Genomic DNA, 25,236 nt, shown 5'->3' on the forward strand with positions numbered 1-25,236 from the left:
CTGACAATGATGGTGGCAGGGTTCGGGGGAGAGAGATGAACAGTACTTCGAGAGATCGGCACACGCCGAGCAATCTACGGATTCGGACGAGGGACTCGAGTCCAGACGGGGGAAGAGCGAGAACGGATCGGGTAGGAGTGGCGGACGACGGATGAGAGAGCTCGAGCCTGTACCCGAAGTAGACGAGCTTCTGCTAGCCGAGGGGGAGACGTTCACCGTTCGCCGCGAGGATGGCGACGACGTGGAGTTGGAACTGCTGACAGTGGACAGACCACAGAATGCCGGTACAGAGTGGGAGCGGTTCACGCTCCGATTCGGACCAGTCGATGGCGACCACATCGGACAGGACCTCTACCGGATCACCCACCCGAGGCTGTCGGGGTTCGACGTGACGCTGTCGCCGACACCGACGACCGACCTAGACCCACAGGCAGTGGTGTACGAGGGAATTATCAACCGAAATCGGCAGGAGAGCGAGAACGCGAGCGGGCGTGGGCCACGAATCTCGCGACGGGGGATACTCGGCTCGCTCCTCGGTGCTGCTGCCGGCTGGAGTCTGCTCGGTGACCTGTTCGGCGACGGGTCCTCTGGACCGGTCGGCGTCGCGAGTGCGGCCGGATCGAGCCCGTATCTCGGAACGATTGGACTCTTCGGATTCGACTTCGCACCGCAGGGCTGGGCCAAGTGCAACGGTCAGACATTGCCGATCGCCAACAACCAAGCTCTCTTCTCGTTGCTCGGGACCTACTACGGTGGGGACGGGCGGTCGACGTTCAAACTCCCGAACCTGCAAGGGCGAGTTCCGATCCACAGGGGCCAGGGTCCTGAGGGAAACCAGTATTACATGGGAGCCACTGGTGGGAGCGCGACGGTATCGCTCTCTGAAAACCAGTTGCCCGCCCACAGCCACGGTCAGACGCTGAACCTCCCCGTGAGCACTGCTGAGGGTGAGGCGACCAACCCGGACGGCAACGCGCTGGCAGCACAGCCGGACGCCCGTGGTACGGACCCCACCTACACCAGTGGGAGTACCGACGGGTCGATGGATGTCACCGGGAGCGTGACGGCGACCGGCGGAGACCGGGGACACGAGAACAGACCTCCGTACCAGACGGTCAACTACTGCATCGCTCTCCAGGGAGTTTACCCGAGTCGATCCTGATGTCCCGAACCACACAGTCCCGACCGGAGGAACCCGGGGTGGGACTGACGACCGAGTGCGACGCTACACGGCCAGCGGGTGATACTCGCGATGACTGACGACGTCGAAGAGCGTCTCGAACGGCTCGAATCGCTCGTAGAGTCCCAGCAGGAGACGATCGAGGCCCAGCAGGCAACGATCGACCAGCAACGCGAACGACTGGCAGATCTGGAAACGACCGCGGACGTACCCAGAGATCAGGACACGCCGGTGACCGAGACCAACGACGAGGCGACAGGGGACCAGACGGGTCTCGACGACAGAGCCGTCGAGCGACTGCTCGACCGCCGGACGCTCACGAGTGCCGGTCTGCTCGGAGTTGCCGGCTTCGGAACGGGGGCTGCCACGGCCCGGATGAACGCCAACTCCCCGACTGTACAGAACGTCTCCCCGCAAGGCCAGGTCGGGACGAGTAGTCAGCCCCTCAAGGCACTGTACACCCGGAAGCTCGATGGCCCGATCACCGACGACGCCGTGACGAACCTGCAGGGGGACGGCCTCACGGTTGTCGGCGATGCCCTGACGGCCGACGTCGCCACGGGTCTCGAACTCGTCGGCGGCGAGATCGGCCTCGATCTCGACGCTATCGCCGGTGAGAACCTCACCGTCGATACCACCAACGACGAACTCGACGCTGCCGGCGGTGGGCCCAGTGGGACGGCATACGACGGTGCCTCGGCCTATCTGACCACCGACCAGAACACGACTGGCGAGACGAAAGTGGGGCTCGATGGCGTGGTCTTCGATACGGGAACTGACTTCGACAACACGAACGGATCGTACACCGTCCCGGCAGACGGCTACTATGCGGTCACGTTCAAAGCGTACACGGATGCACATCTGGTGTCGATCCACGTCAACGGCTCCGAGCGCGTGAACGGGGAACCGCCCATTCTGACCAAATCCCTCCAGCTCTCGGTAGGCGACACCGTCACTGCACACGTCGACGGCGGTGGGACTGTGTACGCCGGTCGGACAGAGACGTATCTCACCATCGACCGACTCGGATGAGCCGACTACACACGGGTCCAACACCACGGGACACCCACGACGACCGGAGACTGTTTGCAGGCACGGACCTGCGGATGGAGAGCGCCGATACGGGCGTCGCATTCGCCGCTTCGGCCGTCCTGGACCGGACGAGTGCCAATGTGGACGATGGACGGGACGATCCGGAGGAAGCATGACGGACACAGCATACAAACTCGGTGCGGTGTACGCTGTCGCACTCCTCGTGTTCACCACGGTTTCGGGAGGACTCTTCGCCGGATTCGGTGTCGCAGCGGCTGGCAACCAGGGTGTTGGCCTCTCGTGTGTCGGGGATCCGGGCGGTGCAACGTACGTCACCGGCTCGGGACTGACTGCTTTCGAGAACGATCCGGACGTGTATTACGGGACCTTCGGTGCAGCTGGCAATTCCGTCACCTTCGGTGATCTCACGCTCTCGGCGGCCGGTAACGCGGAGGCTCGTGTCGACGATGCGAACGGTGACCGTGCCTGTATCGGATCCATCGACGCGAGCGAGAACCCAGTCACAGTCGACCTCAGTGGCGCTGAGCCGATCGTGATCGAGTCGGACGTCTCGGCGTTCTCCTATCGCGACCCAGTCTATGCGGCCAGCGACGACGGCGCCGACGTGGCAGTTGCGGCCACGGAAACCGTGACGGTCGTCGTCGAATCGACTGGTCTCGCCAGTGGGGAAACCGTCGTGGCTGCCGACGCGGGAAGCCAGACCGAACTCGACCGCGCAACGGTCGCCGACGATGGCTCGCTGACGATTTCGGTCCCGAGTGGGAGTTACAGGGTCGACCTCTACGATACCGGCCAGTCAGTGACACCATCACCAACTCCGACGCCGACGGCTACACCGACTCCGAAACCGACGGCAACGGCGACTCCGAAACCGACAGCAACACCAACGGCTACACCGACTCCGACGCCGACAGCAACGGCGACACCGACGGCTACACCGACGCCGACAGTAACGGCGACTCCGAAACCGACAGCAACACCAACGGCTACACCGACTCCGACGCCGACAGCAACGGCGACACCGACGGCTACACCGACGCCGACAGTAACGGCGACTCCGAAACCGACAGCAACACCAACGGCTACACCGACTCCGACGCCGACAGCAACGGCGACACCGACGGCTACACCGACGCCGACAGTAACGGCGACTCCGAAACCGACAGCAACACCGACACCGACGCCAACACCGACGCCGACACCGACAGCAACACTGACACCGACGCCGACACCGACGCCAACACCGACGCCAACACCGACAGCAACACTGACACCGACGCCAACACCGACGCCGACACCGACACCGACGCCAACACCGACGCCGACGCCAACACCGACTCCGAAACCGACAGTAACGGCGACACCGACACCGACGCCGACGCCGACAGTAACGGCGACACCGACACCGACGCCGACGCCGACAGTAACGGCGACTCCGAAACCGACAGCAACACCGACACCGACGCCGATAGAACCGGCGACGCCAACACCGACAGCAACACCACCTTCGACTTCGACGCCCACGCCGTCGGTCACACCAACCGCTACGCCCACGCCAACGCCAACACCCTCGGTCACCCCCACATCGACGCCGCCAGAGGCACCGTCTGACGGCGACGACGGGGATGACGACGAAGACGACGGTGGGGGCGGGTCCGGAGACAGTGACAGTGACGCTGTACTCGGTGGGACAGACGACAGCCGAGGTGACAGCACTGAGCCGACAGTGGTCGTACAGGAGACGTCCCTCTCGGCGACGAGCGTTCACGTAGGTGACACCGTCACAGCGACGATCACCCTCGGAACCGTCGGTGATCAGTGGGGGAACTACTCCGTCACACTGCGCGTCGATGGTGAACCCGTACAGAATAGAACGATTTCCCTCCAGCCCAGCCAGCGTCGGACGGTCACCGTGGCACAAACGTTCTTGGCCCCCGGTGAGTACGCTGTTACAGTCGGAGACGAATCCCTCGGGACCGTTACAGTCAGTTCACAGCCTACGACAGCGTCGACAGACCTGACGACGAATACCGAAACGACCGTCGTGACGGCACTCAGCGACACTACAGCCACTCCCACCCGATCTGCTGGAACGCTGACAACCACGGACGGGAGCGGGCCAGGGTTCACACCCCACCTCACGATACTGGCACTCTTGGGAGCCCTGCTGCTCCTGTATCGCCAGCGCTGAGTCGTTTCCCGACCTATTTCCCCGCCCGATCGAAGTCGACTCCGCTACGGGGCCGACTCTCTCTGGAAGGTGAGCGTTATCTGGTTGCCGTCGTCGTACTGGAACTGCAGCTCCCCGTCCAGTGCAGCGACACACCGGCTGACTGTCCAGAGACCCAGCCCTGCCCCGTGCTGGAGCGGTAGTTCCTCGTCGGCCTCCAACGATGCCTGCTCGATGTTGGGGATCTGGGCATTGTTGTCCTTGATTGTAATGCAGTACCTGTCTGCCTCTCTATCAGTAAGTGTGATCGACACTGTCGGCGTCTCGGACTCGGCATGGACGATGGCGTTCTCGACGACGTTCTGCAAGGCGAGTTTGAGTGTCTCCGGATCGGTCGTGACCTGGCTGTCGGACAGTGTCGCCACGAGATCGATGGACGCCGCTGGATAGCTGTCGGTCAGATCCGCACAGACTTCCTCGATGACTGACGGGAGATCGACAGTGATCGACTCTGGTTCTCCATCGAGTACACGCTCGGATTCGCGGATGTTCCCGACGATCGAGAGCAAGCGATCGCTCGCAGCGACGATCGAATCGGCGTTCGGTACGGGATCGGCCTCCGTCTCCCCTCGAATGACCTCGGCACGCCCCTGGATAACGTTCATCTCGTTGCGGAGATTGTGTCGCAGGACCCGATTCAGTACGGAGAGTTGTTGCTCTCGCTGGCGTTGCTCTGTAATATCGTACAACACGAGAAGCTCGCCGACAGATCCACTGAACCGGTCGGTTAACGGTGTTTGCGAGACAGCGAATAGTTGGCCATTGAGAGTGAGTTCTGCTGTCTTGAGGAGCTCTGTCCGACCAACTCCGGTCAGGTTCGCTATCGATATCGGGAACGTCTGTGAATCATCCCATCCGAACAGTTCCCTAGCACGGGCGTTGAGATTCACGACAGCACCGGAGGAATCCAGTACGAGTAGTGGTTCGTTGAGGCCGTCGAGGGCACTGCGTTCCGCTACACGCTGGGTTGCCGGACTAGTCTCGAACATGTGTGTTCCCACGAACGCGTAACTGTCACAGGCCAGATGGCCGAGCATGAGCACCGACGTCAGATGGAGCTGTGGCACCGGTCCGGCTTCGAACAGCCACAGCAAGACGCCCGTAATCACCGGAACTGTGCTGAGAGCGACTGCAGTCGCTTCCCGGCGGTAGAGTCGTCCGTAGCTAACGATTGCGTCGATCAACACCAGCGACCCGATACCGCCGGTGACTACACTGACCACGACCGCGGACACGGCCCACGGTTGGAGTGTATACTGGACAGTCGCGGCTCCGAAGACCGGGACGAATCTGAAGCGGTGCCACACGAGCCCGTGGAGCGCGTTCGTAGCGACCAGCAGCGTCGTCACAGCCGGCACAGTTGCGACTACCACAGATAGTGGTGTTCGCAGAAACGCACCGCGGCCAGTGTATTCGAGGCCAAACGCGAGAAAGAACGGCCCCATGAAGCACAGTGCGACGAAGGCGATGCCCTCGAGAACCTCTCTCGGGAACGGCTGATACACAACCAAACCAACCCCATATGCGAAGCAGAAGATCGCAACAGCCGCGATATTTCCCATGAACCACCTGGCACCGGGCTTTGCCCGATGCTGATAGAGATAGTACAGGAGGTATAGCGCGACTCCGCCGGCGCTCACAGAGCCACCGACCAGTAGTAACTGGGGGAGTGTCCGTATCATCAGCGATCACCGTGTCATGCGGAAGCTACTCTGGATTCGTGCCCGAAGGATCTGGACGGGTAGCCATCTGAGGTACAATCAGACTATAGCTGTACGTATGTGGAACAACGTTACATACTCTGTGGTTCGGATGTCGGTACGACTGGCTGTCGTAGCTGACAGTTGCTATCCGATCCGCCGCTCGCCCTTCGAATACGATCGTCTCATCGAGAAACACGTTGCATAGCCAGCACACGTCGGGGTGAGACAGAGGAACGACTTGTGGGTTCTCCTGTATCGACAGGTACCCAGCCGGCGCGTCGATGAATGTGTTCTCGCACGATTCTTCGACCACTGCGTTCAGTATCGCAGACAGGGTCTGGAGCTGATCTATCAGCCCTGCTGTGGGGTCGCAGGCGGCGTGATAATCACGTGATCGCGAACCGATTCGAGGACACCTGCCGGGAGGCGAACACGCCCTTCGGGTCCGGACTCGATACCGAAGATCTCGGTCCGCTCGGTCTCGACGATGACCGACTCCAGCGCACCGGTGTCGGGATCCATCGTCAGATTATGGAGCGTGCCAACCTGTTGACCGTCTGTACTCATCACCTGTTTCCCGGAGAGGGAACTTGCTAGCATTGGGGGACCACATTCACCACTGTGATTGAGAGCTAAATAAATCTGGCTCGCCTCGTCGACATCGCAGACGGTCAGCGCTGGGCGATCGTACCGACCGTGGCGCACAGAGACTCCGAGACATCGTCGGAACGGCACGCCGACGGTCGCGGGCGTGAAGCGTACCGACGAAATTCGGGGCTGGTGTTCCGCAGCGCCGACTGCTACAGATACGCTCACGACGGTGGTTCGGAAACACGCGGCGTCTGCACTCCGCTCACCATATCAAATAAGTATCCGCGCTGACTCGACTGGGTGTATGAGCATACGCGGAGACGGGGGGGCGAACCCCGTACCTTCACTTGATTCGTCGTTCTCACACGACGAGGTTTCGATGGATCTCACTATGTGCGGGCTTCTCGTCGACCGTGCCGAGGAGATGGCGAGCCTCTATGCGACCCACAGAGACTGGACTACAGTCGAAGACCGCTGGTTCGAGGAACGAATGGACGACCGCAGTACGCGCGGGAGTTCCCGGAAGGTCTACCGAGTTCTGAGTTCACGGTTCAAGACGGCGGACAGCGCTCTCCCGTCGATCTCTCGCCTCCCATCGGTCTTCGACCAGTGTGAGATGGACCGAGACAAGGCGCAGGTACTCTACTTCTATCTCCTGGAGGACGATGCGCTCGTGAAGTACCTCGTCCACGAGTACGTTCGGCGACTGCAGGACAGAGGTGTAGCTGCACTCGACTTTGCACAGGATGTCGTCGAATCGATTCTCACCAGATTCCACTTCGCAGACGGCGAGAAGTACGACTATGCAGCATCTACGACGACACGATGGGGCGAGGGTATCAGGAGTGTCTTCCGTGACATCGGCGTCCTCGAATCCCAACAAGCGGTCGAGGGACAGGCCCCACCCCTCGGTACCGTACCGCTACTTGTCGCGTCGGGATATTCGTGGGAGAAAAACGGGACGGAATGGCTCACACAGCCGCTCGGATGGCTGTATCTGTTCCAGCCAGACCAATACTGGGATTCGCTGGCAGAACGTGTCGGCCAACACCAGAGCTGGGAAGCGAGCGGTATGCACGGCGAGCTCCGGTTGCGCCCCGTCGAGGAGACGTATGGGTGGGCTGAGCCGGCGGAGGAGATCGCATGACGCGTAACACGTGGTTCACAGCCGATGTCGGGGCGGACTTCGAAGAGTCCGTTCGTATCGATCGCACAGACAACGGTCGAGATCATCGCCTGGAGTCCATCGACACCTACCACGTGACTGATGAAGCCGAGAACTTCCTGCGTGACTTTTTCGCTCGGTTACGGGGTCGCTCCGAGGACATGCGGTCGGGCGCAAACTACTGGCTCTACGGGTACTACGGGAGCGGGAAGAGCCACCTGTTGAGTGTGCTCCGGGGCCTGATGGACAGCCAGTGGCTCCGCGGACGGAACGACGCCTGGAGTGCGCTCACCGATGGACAGGAATTTTCGACAATGCAAGGGACGTGGGAGTCGATCCACGAGGAGTACGAAGTCATCCCGATTTCGGTGAACTTGCTCAAGTATCAGGGACAGAAGACCCGGAGTTTCAGTGAAATCGTCCTCCGTGCGGCACACACCACCGACCATCTCACGGGTGTCGAAGGAGGGCTCTCGTCTCAACTCGACGTAGCCTACTTCGAAGACTGGTATCGAACGACAGACGCGTGGGACAGCCGGACAGAACATGCTCGATCGGCACTCGAGAGTCTCGTCGATTCTCCCGAGGCGTACGATTGGACTGACATCCAGCAGTACAATGCACTCGCTGACGTAGTGCTCCCGACGCTGTTCGAAGAGCAGACTGGGACGGCTGACGGGTTGGACGACCTCACTCCCTCAGATATCGACCCGGAGGCGATGGTTCGTCGTCTCGAACAGTTGCGACGAGACAGAGCGGCACAGATCGGGAAGCAAGTCAAAGTCGTCCTCCTCCTCGACGAAGTGAGCCTGTTCATCGGGACCGATTTCGACCGCCTCACCGAACTCCAGACGCTCGCGGAAAGCGTCGACGAAATCGGCGACGGGAATATTCAACTGGTGGCTACTGCACAGGCCAAGATCGAGGACGTCCAGCCACAGTTCGCGGCTCACGGTGCCGATTTCAGTATCGTCAAGGATCGGTTCCCGCATCGGTTCGGACTGCCGAGCAGACACGTCGGCGAGATCTCCACGCAACGGTTGTTGACCAAGACGCCCGCGGGCACGGACGCGATCGAACGTGTCCTCGATCGCACGAGCAACGAACCGGAGACGCTGGTAGTGTATTCCGGCATCGAGCAGAACACTGATCCACCGCTCGACGAGATCGACCGCGAGCGTCTCGCCGATTTCTATCCGTTCCTTCCGTATCAGCCGGCGCTGTTCCTCGAAATCCTGTCCAACCTCCGGGAGAAGTCGAACGACCCTGCAAAATCGATCTTCTCGGGGACGGCGCGGGCGATTCTTGCGCTCGTTCACGGCCTCTTGCAGAACTGGCTCGAGAAAGACGAGGTGGCGCACGTCATCTCTCTGGTCGACTTCTACGATCTCATCGAGCCCGAACTCGATGACATCACCCCCAGAGACGTGGAGGTCATCGAGGAGATCAATTCGAGGCACGACGCCGGGGAGCTAACCGAAACGGACGTTGCGGTAGCCAAGGCCGTGTTGCTGCTACAGCACGTCCCGGAGCAGATCCCGATGACCGAGCGGAATCTCGCCGTGGCTATACTCTGTGATCTGGACGGCCCGACACAGTTCCAGATGGAGAATCGGGTCGAAGAGTCCCTGGAGCGTCTCCGCAAGTTCGTCCGACCAACGCACGACGAAACCGGCCCGAGATATACCTTCGCCAATCAGATCGAACGCGAGATCTACGAGGAGACCGAATCGAAACTCGCAGATCCACAGTGGGATTCGATCATCGGGACGCTCGATCGATATCTCTGGAGTGATATCGTTCGAGACCTCTCGTTGCCCACGTCTGCAGAGTACGGTGACACTGGCGACCAGTATCCGGTTCGCTACGAGTTTTCCCTCGATGGGATTGCCCTCGAGACAACGGTCGACGCCGACGACGCACTCGACGTCGATATCGCTATCAGTGGACTGTCGCCCACAGCGACGGTAGCAGACAGTAGCCACAACCCATTGGAGTGGGAGATCGGTGCCGATGGGCTCGATGATCTTCGGGACACTCTCATCGAGTGGTGGGCACTCAGATCGGCTGTCGGGGAAACGGGCCTCCCACAGTCTGTCGGCCGTGATCTTTCCGATCGCGCGAGCCGTGTCAGAAGCAAACTCGCCGAGGCACTCAGGAGCGGGACCTTCTCCGTGAAAGACCGAACGGACATCAGGGGGATGACGGCTGCCGTCACGGAGTTCCTCGACGTACGGTATCCGGCCGATTTCCATCCCCTGATGCTCCAGATCGACGAGCAACACCTACAGGAACTGCAGCACCTCGACGCACAGGACACACTTCCGGAGTGGGCACAGCAGATCGAGGTCGCGACAGAAGACCCGGAAACCCACGGTGGGTCGATCCAGAACAACGTTCGCGCGTTCACCGGACAGCAACTGCAACAACGCGGCGGTCACCTCTCGATGGGCACCATCCTCGACGATATTATCGACCGCAAGCCGATCTACGGAGAGACTCGGCCCGCGCTCTGTGCGATAATCTGGGGACTCTGTCGGAAAGGGGACTTCCGCCCCGTCGACGAAACCGGGGATTCGGTGGCACTGGACGACGTGATCGACATGGACAGGCTGGCACGGACACGATTGAAAATCGCGCCACGGAACGGTGTCCGTGAGGCCCTCGAAAGCGGCGGCTTCCTCGAAACGACCGAGACAGTACCCGACGGACTGGTGACACTCCAGCAGGCAAACGAGACGCTCGCGGGCCGTCTGGGGAGCCTCGCCGAGGACGCGGCGCTGGTCGCCCAGAGTGACATCGAGACACCGGAGATACGAACGCTGCTCGACTCGTTCGTGGAGGCCCTCGAATCCGAACAACAGGCGGCACTGCAACGTCAGGAGGCCATTAAGTCAGGTGATACGGATTGGGAACAAACCGTCGCAGACACGACCGACGCACAGACGTGGTACGGGGATGTCATGGAAGTGTGGAACCTGCGTTTGCCGGCGCTGACACAGCTAGACGCATCTCTGGTACTCGCCACGCAGGCGTACGACTGGCTGACCGACGAGTGTGAGACGGCCAGCCAGACGCTCAGCAACCGTCTTGACGACTACTCCGGCGAATGGTGGACACACGACGGGTGGGATAGATTCAACGACGTTCGGACTGCTTCGCCGTCGCTGAGTGACGCCATCGAGGACGCGTGGGACGAATTCCACGAGTCGACGGATATCGATTCGCTCGTCGACGAACTGCAGTCCCATCCGTGGGTTCGCCCGCTGAGTGAGTTCGAGTCGAACGTGCGGCCTGCATTCGAGGGCAAATACATCAAGCCACTCTATCGAATCACCTCCTGGTACGGGAGTATTGGGGCGGCAGTCGAAACCATCACCGGCGGGATGACGAGGCAGGAAGCAGACGAGTTCATCCGAGCGACGAACACCATCAGCGACACGTCTCCCCTTGCAGTCGCTGCTGGCAGCGACGTGAGCGAACTACGGGCGCTGTTCGACGAGTTACGGGAGATCGTCGGCGAGCGGTCGCCATCGGATGTGACAGCTGTCGGTGTCCTGCCGTCGGACCGCGAGTCGCTGGATTCCGAACTCGAACGGCTGGCCGAGCGGCGTGATCTCGATATCGAGCGAACGGAAACGGGGGCGGTCGTTCGATGACGTCCGACCGACCCTTGCAGGAGTTCAAAGAACGATTGGCTCAGTTCGCCGACGGACGGCGGGGGATTCGGAATCCGTTCGTTATCGTCCCCGTCCAGCCGAAGTACGAGCGACGGGTAGCCGAACACCTCGGCAGCTGGGCCGAGCGTCCAGCCCAGACAGGTGGCTTCCCGGACGAAGGGAGTGTCCAGATCCTCCGGCTGGATGAACTCCTCTCCGAGACAGATGTATTCACTCTCGCAGTCGATCTCGGGGAACACGCCGACCCAGAAACGGTGACAGATACGATGCAAGACCGATTAGCCGAAGAACTCGTGGGAGCGATGCTCACCGAGATAGACGCACCTGCCAAACAACACCACGTCGTCCTCCTGACGCATCTGGGGAGCCTCTATCCGTTCACGCGTGCCTCGGAGTTACTCGACGAACTCGACCGTCACAACGTCCAATCGACTGTCGGTATTCCCTTCCCGGGCGAGATCGTCGGCGGGAAGCTGAGTTTCTTCGGCGAAGAGTCGCGCAACTACTATCCGGCCCATCAAATCCCCGGGCGGATCGAACGGAGGCCCGACCAATGACGGAGACACGTCTCGACGACATCTTCCAGCAGTCACCGACGCGTGCTCTCGAAGAAGTCCAGAAGGTCAACGCACGAGCGCGGGCTGAAAACGACGTTCGCGAGTTCTACGAGACAGAGAGCGCACGGAACGTCCTGACGACGCTCGGCGATCTCGTCGACAAGTACCCGCACGAAGACCCACGCTTCCTCTATATCTCCGCGACGTTCGGGTCGGGGAAGACGCACCTCCTGAAGCTGATCGGATTCGCCGCCGATACGGAGTCGGAGTTTGCCGATCTCGGGGAAGCGCTCGCCGGTGATTGGCCGGGTTTCCTCCAGTTCCGCCAGAGCGTCGCGGATTCCCACGTCGACCGTCTGAAGCCGGTTTTCCTCAACCTCCTCAACCGAGACGCATCACAAGAGCCGCCACTGCCGTATCTCATCTACGAAGCGATCGGTCGTGAACTCGGCTATCCGACCGATCCGAACTGGCTGCTGGAATGGGCCTGGCAACAGGACATGGGGCACGGGGACTGCTGGGCGCAGTTACAGGAGACCGAACACGGTGGCAAGACCTTCGACGAGGTACACGCCGAGCGTGCGTCGCTCCGTAGCTGGCTCTACGAGGCCGTCCCGAAACTGGACGACTCCCCGTACGATTCCGCAGGAGCGGTGAAAGCGTCTATCGACGAGGCTATCGAGCAAGTCGACCCCGACGACTTCGGTCCAGACCAGCTCGTCGACCGTATCGAGGAAGCACAGGACGCGTTGAGTACGTCGGAGCGAGAGACCGAGCTACTCCTCGGCCTCGACGAGGTCGCACTCTTCATCGGTGATGGTCGGCGTCGGTACCGCGAGTTTCAGGAGACGATGACGGCGCTGACCGACGTAGCGACCGGCCCGAACCCGCCGATCATCGGGACCGGGCAGTATCCGCTGGACAAGATTCACGGCGAATTCGAAGACTCGGAGGTCGATGTCGAACCGTGGTATGGGGCACAGGAGCCACTCGAAGGGGCGGACACCGAGATCATCGTTCGGAAACGGTGGCTCCAGAAGCATGTAGACGGGACGAACGCGGTCGAATCCGCGATTCGGGACCTCCCCGACCTCACACTCGACACATACGCGGATATCACCGGTGCCGATCCCGACGCGGTCGAGTCGTATCCGTTCCGTGAGTACGATCTGGGACTCTTGCGCTCGGTGATTCAACAACTCATGCCAGGTGGACGAGTGACCGAAGAGGAGTACGTCCAAGGGCGGGCGCTTCTGATCCTCGTGCGGTCGCTGTTCACGCGCTTCGACTGGGGCGAACGTTTCGTCGGCGCTCTCGTGACGTGGGACGAGTTGTTCGATCTGCTCGTCGAAGAGACGACCTACGTCCCGCTCTGGGTGCAGGAGATGGTCGACAAGATCGACGCCGGAAGCAACGAGGGGCTCTCGCGTGTGTCGGTCGCCAAGGCGCTCTACCTGCTCAATCAGGTGCAGTCGGACGTGCCGTCGACACCGGAGAACCTCGCACGGCTGCTGGTCGATTCAGCCGACGCGTCCGTCGACGCCGTCGTCGACGACGTGGAAGCCGCGCTGACCGATCCGGATGACGGCCTCGTCGAGGATCGATACGTCCTGACGGAGACAAACGACCACGGTGACGAGGAGTACCTGCTCGTCTCGGAGGAACAGGAGGACATCCTGACTCGTGCACAGACGCGTGCCCAACAGATCTCCTCACACCGGCTCGCAGCCAAACTCGAGACATATCTGCAGGACAGCAGTGACAAACTGCTCTCGGCGGGCAGCCGTCACGAGGTCGATCTCGACGGGGAACGCCGGGTGCCACTTCGGTTTCACTACTCCGTCCTCGACTCCATCGCGCGAGCACCGACACCGGAGTTCGACGCCATCCGGGTACGGCTCGTCGCCGACGAGTCGGAGCCACTGAACGAGCACGTCGACACGTGGCAATCGACCACCGACGGGCGCGACGGCGGCGAACACGTCCTCGTCGCAGTGGAGATTCCGACCTCGGTCGTCGAACGGCTCCGAGAGATGATGGGGATGGGTGAAATCCTCTCGGAGGAGACGGAGACCTATCCGGATCTCGAAGCCGATCACCGTGACGAACAGCGAGCACTCGAATCGTCCGTTCGAGAGGAACTGGCCGACGCGGACGTGTACGTCCGGACTGGTGGCTCGAACGGCCGGTACGGCGACGTCTTCGAGCGAATCGTGGTCGAAGAGGTCCAGTCGGTCTTCGCGAACTCGCGATACGTCCTGACCAGTGGTATCACGCAGGTCACCGACGCAAAGCAGCTGGCGCAGTTCTTCCGCGGTGTCGCCGAGTGGCCGCTCTCGACAGCCGACGCGGGTATGCTCGGCGTCGATCCGGAGACGGCCGAACTCACCGACGGCTGGTGTCGGGAGTTCCTCGACAGATACGACGGGCGGCAGTCGCTCCGTGCCGAAGACCTGCTGGCCCAGACCGTCCAGCGTGGCGGTGCCTACCGGGGAACGCCCCACGAGTCCATCTCGGCCCTGCTGATAACGCTCGCGACGGCCAACGAGATCGCACTCCGGCGTGACGACGATTACATCACCGACCCTGGTGAGATCGGGCGAGCGGTGCGGAACAAGACGAACCTGACCGATATCCAGATTCGGTTCGAATCGCTGGATGGCATCGACCCCGACCAGATTCGGGAGACCGTGGCGACGCTCATCGGTGAGTCGCCCTCGGGGAGCGATCCGGACGCGTGGCTCTCGGAACTTGCCGACTGGGTCGGGGAGAACAGCGTGCTCGTGAAACAAGTGATCCGGGGCGTCAGCAGAGCGTTCGATACCTCGCTGGATGCCCTGGCGGACGCACTCGAACCCGCGCTTGCTGGAGAGGCCCTCGACACAGAGGACTTCGCGACCGAAACAGTCGAGAAACAGGCCGAGCGATTCGCCCGCGCGGTCGCGCTGTTCGAGCCGAACGGCGAGGGCGAGACGCTCTGGGAACAGTTCACAGCGCGGACGAAAGAGATGGAGCGGCTGTACCCCGGCGCAGCGGTGAAAGGGGAGATGGAACAGTTCGTTGGTGGTCCGGAGGTTCCCGAGCCGGCGACGCTTCGGTCGAAGCTCGACGCGGCAGAGCAGCATCGAGCAGCGGTCGTCAGGAGCCAGTACGAGCGCATCACTGGCGAGGCGCCGGCCGACGACGAGCCCGAACGTATCGTCTCCAGTCTCGGGACCTGGCTCTTCGCGCACGACGGCAGTAGCAAGGAGATTGCCGACCGAGTCGCCGTCGAGTTCGAGGGTGTGAACATCGACGACCTGTACGAGCTCTTCGAGACAGCGTGGGACGGCGGATCGTTCACCGAGGCCGATCTCGTCGACCCGACGGTCGTCCAGCAGGCCGAGCGATACGCGACGGCTCGACGCCTGCTCGACTCCACCGACGGGAGCGCGAGCCTGTGGTCACAGCTTCGGGACGCGTCGAAACGACTGGACGAGGAGTATCCGACGCACCCGACGACGAGCGACGTCCAGGAGACGCTCGGTCGCTCACAGCCACCGGCTGTCGACGAAGTACAGCGGCTTCTCGAAGCGGCCGAAGACCCGTTCACACTTGCGGAGCGATTGGCTGCGCTCGCCGACGAACTGCAGGCCGAATATCCCGACCACGAGACGACTGCCGACGTCGTGGCCGCTGTCGAGAGTGATAGTCCACCGAGCGACGAACGCGTGGGCGAACTGATCGAGGCGGCCGAGCGACTGCTCGACAGCGGGGGGAGGCAACTGCGGCGGATTCAGGAGACGATGGACGAACTGGAGGACGGTTCGGTCGTGTTGGTCGAGGAACTAGATTAGATAGTGACCCAACCGGTCTCGAACCAACACTAAGATGAGCTGGTAGCAGTACGACGAACCACCCCAAACAATTTGTCACCTCGCAGATAGTGATTCGATACTCATGCTCAGAGTCGGGGCAAAAGAAGATATTTCCAGGCTCACACCGGTATCACTCCAAGAGAAGGGGTTTCGTGAAGACGACCTCCGAGAATGGATCATCAATAGTCCAGAGAGCATCCTCGGGGAGGATTTCCTGTTGCTCGGAAGAGAAGTGTCAGTCAAGCATATCGGAGATGCTATCGATCTGCTAGCGATCGACAGGGATGGAAACGTCGTTGCTATCGAACTCAAACGGGGTGCCCTCAAACCGGAAGTCGACTTTCAGGGGTTGAAGTACGCTGCGTACTCTTCGCACTGGGACTACGCACGACTTAAAGAGCAGTTCGAGAAGTTCAAATCTACCAGATGGGGCAACGAGATGTATGCGGGCGAAACGACGTTCACCGAAGTCCTTGATGACTTTTGCAACGAGGATTACACCCTGAACCAGGACCAGCGAATCGTCTTCGTTGGTGAGTCCGTGCGGGAACGGCTTGATATCGTTCTTCGGTGGCTCAGTGACAGAACGATCGACATCACCGTCATCGAATTTCAGCTACTTGAGGACGACGACCGCCTCTATCTCGATGCCGAACAGACGATTCCGACGCCAGAACACACAGTAACCGACGTGAGTCCCGATACGTCAGAAGAGCCGTGGAAGGAAGACGGACAGAGCTGGCATCTCAACGAAAGATCCGACGAGGATACTGCTGAACTGCTGGAGGAGGTTACGTCGGCACTACAGGAACTGGAGTTTCTCGATGGGCCCGACTGGGGCCAGAAACACTACGTCTCGTTCAAGCAGGGCCGCAAACGCCGGATCGCGATTCGGACGAAGCGAACGCTCTTCCACGTCGACCTGTACGATGTCGATCCAGATGGGCTGAATGGCGAGAGTATCGCCACTGTGCTCGGTGTCTCGCCGGATGTCGTCGCAATCGAAGCGGATATGCGGGGAAGCGGTCGCAGTGGTGTTCGAATCACCTGCAAACCGGATCAGGAGTTCGATGTCAGTGCTGTCGCCAAAGCAGCGCGACGGATTCTCAGTGGTGACGAAGACTGAAATTTCATCGCGGTCATCTGTACGAACCCGTCAACTATGGGGGTCGCGGCTCACACCTCACGTATGCACCGATGGGACGAATTCGACCCTGAGATTCGCTCTGGCGATTCCGACCGGGTCAACAGTGTCATCGACGAGGTCGAGGCGATGGATATCGGCGATCGGGTCGACGCGTTCGACAACTGCTTCGACGGGCTGGCCGCACTGTATGTAGAGAGCGACGACGGCTACGTCCGGCAATCGTGTGTCCGCCTCGCGGACCGACTCGCACCCGGACTGGCAGCCGCAGTCAATTTCCTGGACGAGCAGTCAGCGAGCGACGTCGGGACGGAAATCCACGATCAGACCGACACACTCTGTGGGTTCTTCCTCGAAGCGATGACTGACGAGGACGGCCGGGTCAGACAGTCTGCCCAGCAGGGATTACAGGATGTCTTTCGGACGTACGACGCACTCGAAGACCAGGAGACGATCGAGGCGGTACTCGTCGAACTGGAGGAGATGGCTACCGAATACACCGGAAAGCGACGCGAGCACCTCCTCGACGCGGCGGACGACGCCAGGTTCGCACTCGGTTCCGGCGTCGGACAGATGGTGCGGGAGGTCGGAAAGAACCGAGACGAATCGTAACTTCGTTCGGCACCCCGTCCGCCGGCAACTCGGGCATCCGTCAGAGAGGTGAAAATCTTCAAGACATCTCGGTGGGACGCAACGAAACATCGCTGACTCTCATATGGACGGGAATGCTGCTGCCCCACGGACGGCCCAGCTCGACACGGACGAACGCGAGCATCTCGAAGCTATCGTCACCGAAATGCGCGAGCGGTGTGAGGCGAACGTTCGCTATCAACTGGAAGCACACGACCTCGAAGTCCGTCCGCACGAGGACGCGTCCCTCGGCGACGAGAAAGCGGCACTCGTCGAAGCCATCGAACTCGAAGTCGTCGACGGGAACGACTGGGAGGAGGGGTACGAACAGTTCATCACCGGTGTGGGGTACACCATCGTCAATCGGCTGGCCGCGCTCCGCTGTATGGAAGTCCGGGATTTCGTCGACGACGAGGTGACGGTCTTCCGCGAGGACGGACTCACGCCGGCGGCTGACCGATTGGTCACGGAGGAGTTCATGCTCGAAGAAGAGGCCGTCCTCGAAGCCTACCGGAACGCCTGTGACGACCTCGCCGAGGAGATCGAGATCCTCTTCGACCGCTCGACGGCCTACAGCCTCATCGACCCCGACGACGACACCTACGAGGACCTCTGTGGGATGCTCGACGAGGTGCCCGACGAGGTCTGGCGCGCCGACGACGTCCTTGGCTGGGTCTACGAGTACTACAACCGTCCTGTTGTCGAGGCACTCGACGCGAAGAACGCGCTCGAACCGGCGGACGTGGGGCCGGCGAACCAGTTCTACACCCCTCACTGGGTCGTGCGGATGCTCACCGACAACTCGCTCGGAAAGCTCTATCTCGAAGCAACCGGACAGGAATCTGCAATACCGGCGCCGGAGGCCCGCAGTCCCGCGGAGCGCAAGGAACGCGTGGTCACGCCCGAGCACAGCGCCACCGTTCCCGAACTCTGTACGTACCTCATCCCGGACGAGGAGGCCGGGGATGCGCCGGCGTTCGACCACCCTTCGGAACTGCGAGTTATCGATCCGGCCTGCGGGAGCGGGCATTTCCTGCTCTATGCGTTCGACGTACTGGAACGCATCTGGTGGGCTGAAACCGATCTCGGCCGCGCCGAGATTCCGGCGAAGGTGCTGGAGCACAACCTCTACGGCGTCGACATCGACCTGCGCTCGTGTCAGCTCGCGGCCTTCAATCTGTATCTGAAGGCTCGGATGCGTACAGAGAAGGAAGACGGCACGTTCGAGATGCCCAACGTCGATATCGTCTGTGCGGACGCCCGCGTAGCGGAGGTCGAGGAGGGCGCCGAAGTGCTGGACGAGATCACCGGCGAAGGGACTGATCTACGCGATGCGCTGCGTGAGATTATCGACACCTTCCAGCATACCGAGGCCCTCGGGAGTCTGCTTGACGTGAGCGGGACGCTCGCGGACGTGTTCGAGAGTGGGCAGACGGGTCTCTCGGACTGGGGTGACGGGACGCATCAGTCGCTGAATTCGTTCCTGAAGGCACTTCGAGAGGCAGTTGACGAACGCTCGTCGGATTCGTTTGGCGAACAGAACCTCAAGAGCTTCCTGAATCTGTTGGTGGTACTGAGCCAGGAGTACGACGTCGCGCTGATGAACCCGCCGTATGGGGCCCGTGGTCGGATGCCTGACGCTGTTCAAGAGTACGTAGAAGAGAACTACGAGTACACGACAGAATATTATATCAACTTCTTCGAAGCGTGTGACCGTCTCGCTCAAGTTGATGGTCGTATTGGGATGCTTGTGCCGCATTCATTTATGTTCAACAAGTCCTTCCAATCTTTTCGTGAGGACTTCGTTGGAAGCCGGGGTGCGTTCGACTTCTTTTCTGAGTTCGGTTATGACATCCTCGATAACGCAACGGTCGGAACTGTTGGAACTGTCGTGCGGTCAGAAAGTGAAAGTGGGCAGACGGGGACGTTCATTCGCCTCCCAGACGTAGAGAAGGGAGAGAAAGAGTCAGCCTTCCTTGATGCTGCATTCAAGCAAAGCACCGATGTGAAGCGGCTATATTTGCGGGACTTGGCGGAGTTCGAGATGATTCCCGGAACGCCGCTCTCCTACTGGGTACCAAAAGAACTTCGGCAGCTATACGAATCCGAAACAGTCCTCGATTCAGAGAATGCAGGCTTAGACAGGCAAAGCCTGGGATCGATAAAAATTGGGTTACAGACCGGTGACGACAGCCGTTTCACGCGTGCATTTTGGGAGCGGGAGGAAGAAGGATGGCTTCCGCTGGCAAAAGGTGGTCAGGACTCTTGGTTACTTCCGAGAGTTAAAGCAGTTGTTAACTGGTCAAACGACGGAAAGGAGGTACGTCGATATGCAGGTTCCTATCCCCGTAATATGGATTTCTATCTACAGGAGGGGATAACGTTTAATCGGGTAAAGCGTTCTGGGAGACGTTTCGGTTATTTCCATTCTGGATCGATATTTGGAGACAAGGGCCCTGTAGTGTTTCCAAAGAGAGAAAAATGGGCCTCACTATCGTACACCAATAGCCGATTATTCACCTATTTAATGCTCGCACAGACTGCCGAGCGAATGTGGGAAGCCGGGCAGGTGTCCAAGACGCCTTGGCGTGAAGAACTGGAAGGAATAGATGCCCTCGAAACACTCTCCAAAGAAGCCGTAGGCCACCTCATTTCGAAGCGTCAGTACGACTTTATTTCTCCTCACTATAATGGCCCAGTTCTACTGGATGCTTTGGGTGATGATGATCCTCTCCCGCAGTATGTCCATCCTCACCGAGAACTCCGGGAGGAACTTGAACTGACGACCCCTTCAGAAGCGGGAGAACCATCTGATTCACTTAAAGAACTCGGGACGGAGGCTGCAAAGCATCTTGAGCGCGTCGAGCAAAACCTCCAGTCATGCGCGGACGACATCGACGATGCCGTGTTCGACTGCTTCGGTATCTCCGCTGCACAGCGCGAAACGGTACTGCAGGAGATTGCTCTCCGAACGATCGAGGATCCACGCGAGCAGACGGAGTACGATCCTGCAGCCGTCACAGAACCCTCGGAGGACTTCCCGGAACAGGTCAAGGATCTCGTACTCCACTTCACGCTCCGAGCGATCCACGAGGCCGACGACGGCATCATCCCGCTCGCCGACATCGAGGGCAAGGACGACCTCCTGACCCACATCGAGGCGGAATTCCAGCGGGTCTGGGGCGAGCACGCAACCGACCGGCTGGCGGAAGTCGACGAGATACTTGGAACCCAGAGCGCGAGCGAAGAGGCGTACCCGAACCTCCGCGCGTGGCTCGAAGACGATCTGTTCGAGTATCACGTCTCGACGTTCGACCGGACGCCGATCCTCTGGCGGTTCTCGACCGAACGGCTCGTCTCTGACCCAGCCGGCGAAGGATTCGGCTGTCTCGTCGACTACCACCAGCTCGACGCAAGCTTCTTCGACCGCCTGCAGAACCAGTATCTCGAACCGCGACGGACCTCTCTCCGTGAACGACGGGCCGCGGCAAACAGCCGTCGTACCGATGACTCGCTCTCTCCCTCGGAGCGGGCCGAGGCTACGGCGGCGTACGAACGGTGCGAGAGCGGGCTCGAACAGCTCAGCGTGGCTGAAGAACAGCTTGGCGAACTCGCCGAGACCACCCCCCGCGAGTGGCCCGAACAGCGGCGGGAACGCGCCGCCGAGGCAGCCGACCGCGTGGCGGAGTTCCGTGAGCGGACAGCATCACGGCTGGAGACGCTCGACACACTCGCCAATCTGGAGGACGTGGATATGGAGTCCCTGTTCAGTCCCTCGTTCTACGAGACTGTACAGGAGAACAAGGGCGAGTGGATCGACGCGCTCGCGGACCTGCAGACTGCCTTCGAGGCATACGCCGCGGATGGTTCCGAACCGGTCGAGGCGCATCTCTACGACCTCTTCGAGTACTACGACGATCTCGTCGGCTCGTCTCACTACGCGAGCAACGGTATTCTGTTCATGACGTACTACTTCGACCAGTTCGAGGACGCCGGCCAGACACAGATCGGCGATGCTGGCGTCTCCGAACGACAACGACTGCTCTCGGAACTCGCCGCCAACGTCGACGAGTACACGCAATTGGCCACCGATATCTCCGACGACTGTGACGAAATCGCGACAGATATCCCCAGCAATTGGGCGGACCGGGCGCTCTCGGAGATCACGACCGCCGGCTACCAGCCCACCCACAAACACGGGGTTGCGATCAATATCACCCCACTCGCCGAGCACCGTGTCGTCCCCGAGATCGTCGAGGATACAGTACTCTAGTTTTGGAGCGTCCGCCGACACCAGTCGTTGAGATCGGATTCGAATTCTCTGAAGTGGTTCCGGTGGAAGTCAGCTATATAACTTCTCACCACTCTACAGATCACCTTTGTTATGATTATACAACATGACGTAAGCCCATGTTTATCAGCGGACAAGGCGAATACTCCGAGGCTTGACCTCGGGGATGAAGCCGACACGCAGGGAAACAAACCATTAATTGAACACATCGATAATCAAGAGACAGCGATGGAACACAGTCACCGCTACCAAGCCTACCCCACCGAAGAGGTAGCGGACGGACTGGAAGACCACCTCGACGTCCATCGCCAACTCTACAGGCGGAACAGGCCGAGTGCCTCGGGGCTTGACCCCGAGGCGGTTCACAACCACGTCCGCTGGGACTACGAGAACAGCCCAGAGGACGATAAGCCGAGTGAGTACGACCAGAACAACAAACTCCCCGAATGGAAGCGGAAGTGGCCGGTGTTCAGCGAGTTACACAAAACCGAGGAGAAAGCCCACGACTTCACAGTAGTTGCTGAAGTGGGAGAAGTCACCACCGCCAGGTTCCTGACCACGCCACCATCAAAGAGGTCACGTTCAACAAGGCCAATACGGTGTCAATCGTCGGCAGGCGATGCCCCGTCCGTGTCGTCGGCAGCCACGTCAGTCGCTTTCGCGGCGGCGTAGAAGTCTCTGGCCACCTGTTCGAAGTCCTGCCCGGTGGCCTCGGCAACCTCTTCGACGGTTGGGGCATCAAATGTCACCGTATCAACAGGTAGCTGACGAAGCTATTACAATCTATGCCCCAGAGTTGTTTGACAGCCACAGTTCCACGCTTCGATATATTCATGCAAGCTAGCAAACCCCTCCCCGACGCCGCGAAAGACGTCATCCAGCGCGAGTTCGACAGGGCCGAATCTGACTCCCCGATTGTTCTCTGGTGGGACGACGGCAATTACCTCGAAGACATCATCGAGCAGGCGTGTGCGGACCTCGGCCTCCCTGCGCCGAAGATCGCCGAGAGCACACCGTTAGAACTCCGGGACGCCCCCCGAGAGGGCAAGCAGGTCTGGTACGTCCCACACGCGAAAGCGCCGGACGACGTCGCGGGCGAGTTCGACTGGTTTCGGGATATCGAACACACCGGCGGTGAAGTAGAGAAGAGCATCGAAGACCTCACTGTCGAGGTGTTCGGCGGCGAGACACTGCAGGCGTGGGAACTCAAGAACGTCACAGCGGCGGACGACCCCGAACGCCGCCGTGAGGTCGCGCGGATTCTCCGCGACGGACTCACCGGAACGCGTCGCCTGACACTCGAACAACTCCGTACACGGATCGTGACCGGCGGACACACCGACCCCGTGGCGTTCCTCCTGGAGAACGGCTGGGCGGACATCGACCGGAGCAAGGTCGACGAGATAAAGACGTTGCTGACGGACGAGGGGATCGATGCCGTCGCAGACGAGTCAGAACCGAACGGAATCGTGACGGTCACGCGTCGGTGGGCCGTCGCCGAGTGGCTGATTCACGCCGGCGTGGATGCTGCCCAATTCCCGCCGGAGTACCGGGCCGAGACCGCCGGGGCACACGACCTGCCGAAACTCAAGTCCGTGTTGAACAACACCGCGACCGCCGGCCGGATTGCCGACAGATATCTCGGATCGGAGGGCTGGCCTGGAGTCGTCAGCGACGTGGCCGACCCGTGGGAACTCGCGGACTGTCTCGTCGACGGGGCGCTGGAACACCGGCTCTGGGACGAGTGGCACGACTCGTTCGAAGCCGGGAACTACGAGGTGTGTCTCGACCGCGCCCGTACTCGCTTCGAGGCACTTCGGGGAAGCGAGGGGTACCACGGGACGTACAGGGGAGCGTATGGCCGGGACAACGCGTGGACGAAGACGTGGGAGCAGGCAGCCGAGGTCGCCCGGCTCGCTCACCGCCTCGACACGTGGGACGAGGGCAACACCGACGATGTCGTGTCACTGTATGCCGATACAGACGACGGCACGTGGCAGATCGACAACGCTGTGCTCAATCTCGTCGTCTCCGGCGAACCCGAAACCGATCTTCCGAGCGACCATCCAGCGACAGAGTCGCTCGCTTCGCTGCGCTCGCATCTGGAGTCGGAGTACCTGCAGTATCTCGAAGATCTAGGCGATCTCGTCACAGAGGCCGTCGAAGCGGGTGCTCCGTTCGTGGACAACGACCACGCGTACCAGTTCTTCAGCAAGGAGTCTGCCGGGCTGGAGAGCGGACAGACCGTCGCACTGTTCGTTATCGATGCCCTCCGTCTCGACCTCGCTCGACAGCTCGCGGACGAGTTGCGTGAACACGTCGGAATGCTGCCTGCGGAGGCGCCCGAGTTCAGTGTCGAAGAGAGCGTCTGGGTGGGGGCGCTCCCCTCCGAGACGGAGTTCGGGAAAGCTGCCCTCACGCCCGGCGAGGTCCAGATGTTCGATATCTCGCTCGTCGACGGCGACCTGCAACCTCGTCGTAACGGAACACACGTCACGACGAACCGCCGAAATAGCCTGCTCGACGGCGACGGCTGGACGGTAACACGTGACGAAGAGGATGGCTGGCAGTCGACGCGTGTTGCCTACTTCAAGAACGACATCGACGATATGGGCGAAACGGAACTCAGCCAACTCGAATCGAAACTCGACCAGCGCGTCGAGACGCTCGCCGAGTTCATCGGCGACAAACTCGAACAGGGCGAGTGGGATCAGGCCTACGTCCTGACAGATCACGGGTTCGTCCTGTTGCCCCCCAGCGCGAGTACCGAAAAGATATCCCGACCGGCAGAAGCGAGCGACGCTGCCCGTCGCTGGATCGCCGGCGAGGAGGTCGACGATGCCTCACCGGGCGTCCTTCTCGACTCGAGTGCGCGGCTCGGGTATCTCGATGCCACGGTGAGTATCTTCGCCAGCCCACTCAAGCGATTCAGCAAACAGGGCGTCGGTGACGCGCGGTTCTATCACGGTGGCCTCCTCCCACAGGAGTTCGTGCTGGAGTTCATCAGCATCACGCAGGGCTGATACCAACCTCGTTGGACGGAGTCGACCTGTCCACGGTGTGATCACCAGCGCATCCGCGTCTGGACGACCCTGATCGTATCTGGTCCCGGAACCGCGATCTGCCTTTGGTCGTGAAACGTAGCGTTCGACGAG

General features: G+C 60.8%; 14 protein-coding genes and 1 pseudogene. 13 read left to right on the forward strand and 2 right to left on the reverse strand.

Annotated features, from left to right (window positions below):
* Window positions 1-151 precede the first annotated feature (151 nt).
* The 4 genes from Hhyl2_RS21575 (at window position 152) to Hhyl2_RS21590 (ending at window position 4,424) form a co-directional block, all read left to right on the forward strand.
* Complete coding sequence (locus Hhyl2_RS21575) at window positions 152-1,162, forward strand: phage tail protein (RefSeq protein WP_483552846.1); 1,011 nt, start codon at window positions 152-154, stop codon at window positions 1,160-1,162.
* Window positions 1,163-1,252: 90 nt separating this feature from the next.
* Complete coding sequence (locus Hhyl2_RS21580) at window positions 1,253-2,212, forward strand: hypothetical protein (protein ID WP_483552847.1); 960 nt, start codon at window positions 1,253-1,255, stop codon at window positions 2,210-2,212.
* Entirely contained in the window at window positions 2,209-2,388 is a 180-nt protein-coding gene (locus tag Hhyl2_RS21585; RefSeq protein ID WP_483552848.1) for a hypothetical protein, read from the forward strand. Before Hhyl2_RS21580 ends, Hhyl2_RS21585 begins: the two co-directional genes overlap by 4 nt.
* Entirely contained in the window at window positions 2,385-4,424 is a 2,040-nt protein-coding gene (locus Hhyl2_RS21590; protein ID WP_483552849.1) for a hypothetical protein, read from the forward strand. The genes Hhyl2_RS21585 and Hhyl2_RS21590 overlap by 4 nt, the downstream gene beginning before the upstream one ends.
* A gap of 44 nt (window positions 4,425-4,468) precedes the next feature.
* Here Hhyl2_RS21590 and Hhyl2_RS21595 read toward each other — a convergent pair whose 3' ends face one another.
* Together Hhyl2_RS21595 and Hhyl2_RS21600 are read right to left on the reverse strand one after the other, a co-directional pair.
* Complete coding sequence (locus tag Hhyl2_RS21595) at window positions 4,469-6,145, reverse strand: sensor histidine kinase (RefSeq protein ID WP_483552850.1); 1,677 nt, start codon at window positions 6,143-6,145, stop codon at window positions 4,469-4,471.
* A gap of 372 nt (window positions 6,146-6,517) precedes the next feature.
* Entirely contained in the window at window positions 6,518-6,766 is a 249-nt protein-coding gene (locus Hhyl2_RS21600) for a PRC-barrel domain-containing protein (protein WP_483552851.1), read from the reverse strand.
* Between the two features lie 370 nt (window positions 6,767-7,136).
* Between Hhyl2_RS21600 and Hhyl2_RS21605 the strand changes: the two genes are divergently transcribed.
* The 9 genes and pseudogenes from Hhyl2_RS21605 to pglZ all read left to right on the forward strand — a co-directional run bounded on the left by Hhyl2_RS21605 (window position 7,137) and on the right by pglZ (window position 25,104).
* A complete protein-coding gene (locus Hhyl2_RS21605) occupies window positions 7,137-7,904 on the forward strand; it encodes a hypothetical protein (protein WP_483552852.1) in 768 nt (255 codons plus the stop codon).
* Complete coding sequence (locus Hhyl2_RS21610; RefSeq protein ID WP_483552853.1) at window positions 7,901-11,581, forward strand: hypothetical protein; 3,681 nt, start codon at window positions 7,901-7,903, stop codon at window positions 11,579-11,581. The genes Hhyl2_RS21605 and Hhyl2_RS21610 overlap by 4 nt, the downstream gene beginning before the upstream one ends.
* A complete protein-coding gene (locus Hhyl2_RS21615; RefSeq protein WP_483552854.1) occupies window positions 11,578-12,159 on the forward strand; it encodes a BREX protein BrxB domain-containing protein in 582 nt (193 codons plus the stop codon). The genes Hhyl2_RS21610 and Hhyl2_RS21615 overlap by 4 nt, the downstream gene beginning before the upstream one ends.
* Entirely contained in the window at window positions 12,156-15,995 is a 3,840-nt protein-coding gene (locus Hhyl2_RS21620; RefSeq protein ID WP_483552855.1) for a hypothetical protein, read from the forward strand. The genes Hhyl2_RS21615 and Hhyl2_RS21620 overlap by 4 nt, the downstream gene beginning before the upstream one ends.
* 103 nt (window positions 15,996-16,098) lie before the next feature.
* Entirely contained in the window at window positions 16,099-17,142 is a 1,044-nt protein-coding gene (locus Hhyl2_RS21625) for a hypothetical protein (RefSeq protein ID WP_483552856.1), read from the forward strand.
* 63 nt (window positions 17,143-17,205) lie between these two features.
* Window positions 17,206-17,772 (forward strand): hypothetical protein, encoded by a 567-nt coding sequence (locus Hhyl2_RS21630; protein ID WP_483552857.1) that lies wholly within the window; start codon window positions 17,206-17,208, stop codon window positions 17,770-17,772.
* Window positions 17,773-17,875: 103 nt separating this feature from the next.
* On the forward strand, window positions 17,876-22,063 hold the full coding sequence (gene pglX, locus Hhyl2_RS21635; RefSeq protein WP_483552858.1) for a BREX-5 system adenine-specific DNA-methyltransferase PglX: 4,188 nt from the start codon (window positions 17,876-17,878) through the stop codon (window positions 22,061-22,063).
* 246 nt (window positions 22,064-22,309) lie between these two features.
* A pseudogene (locus tag Hhyl2_RS21640) lies at window positions 22,310-22,582 on the forward strand (hypothetical protein); the annotation flags it as partial.
* 332 nt (window positions 22,583-22,914) lie between these two features.
* Window positions 22,915-25,104, forward strand: a complete 2,190-nt coding sequence (pglZ, locus tag Hhyl2_RS21645) for a BREX-5 system phosphatase PglZ (RefSeq protein ID WP_483552859.1) — start codon at window positions 22,915-22,917, stop codon at window positions 25,102-25,104.
* The last annotated feature ends 132 nt before the right edge of the window (window positions 25,105-25,236 follow it).

The organism is Haloarcula sp. H-hyl2 (assembly GCF_056934385.1).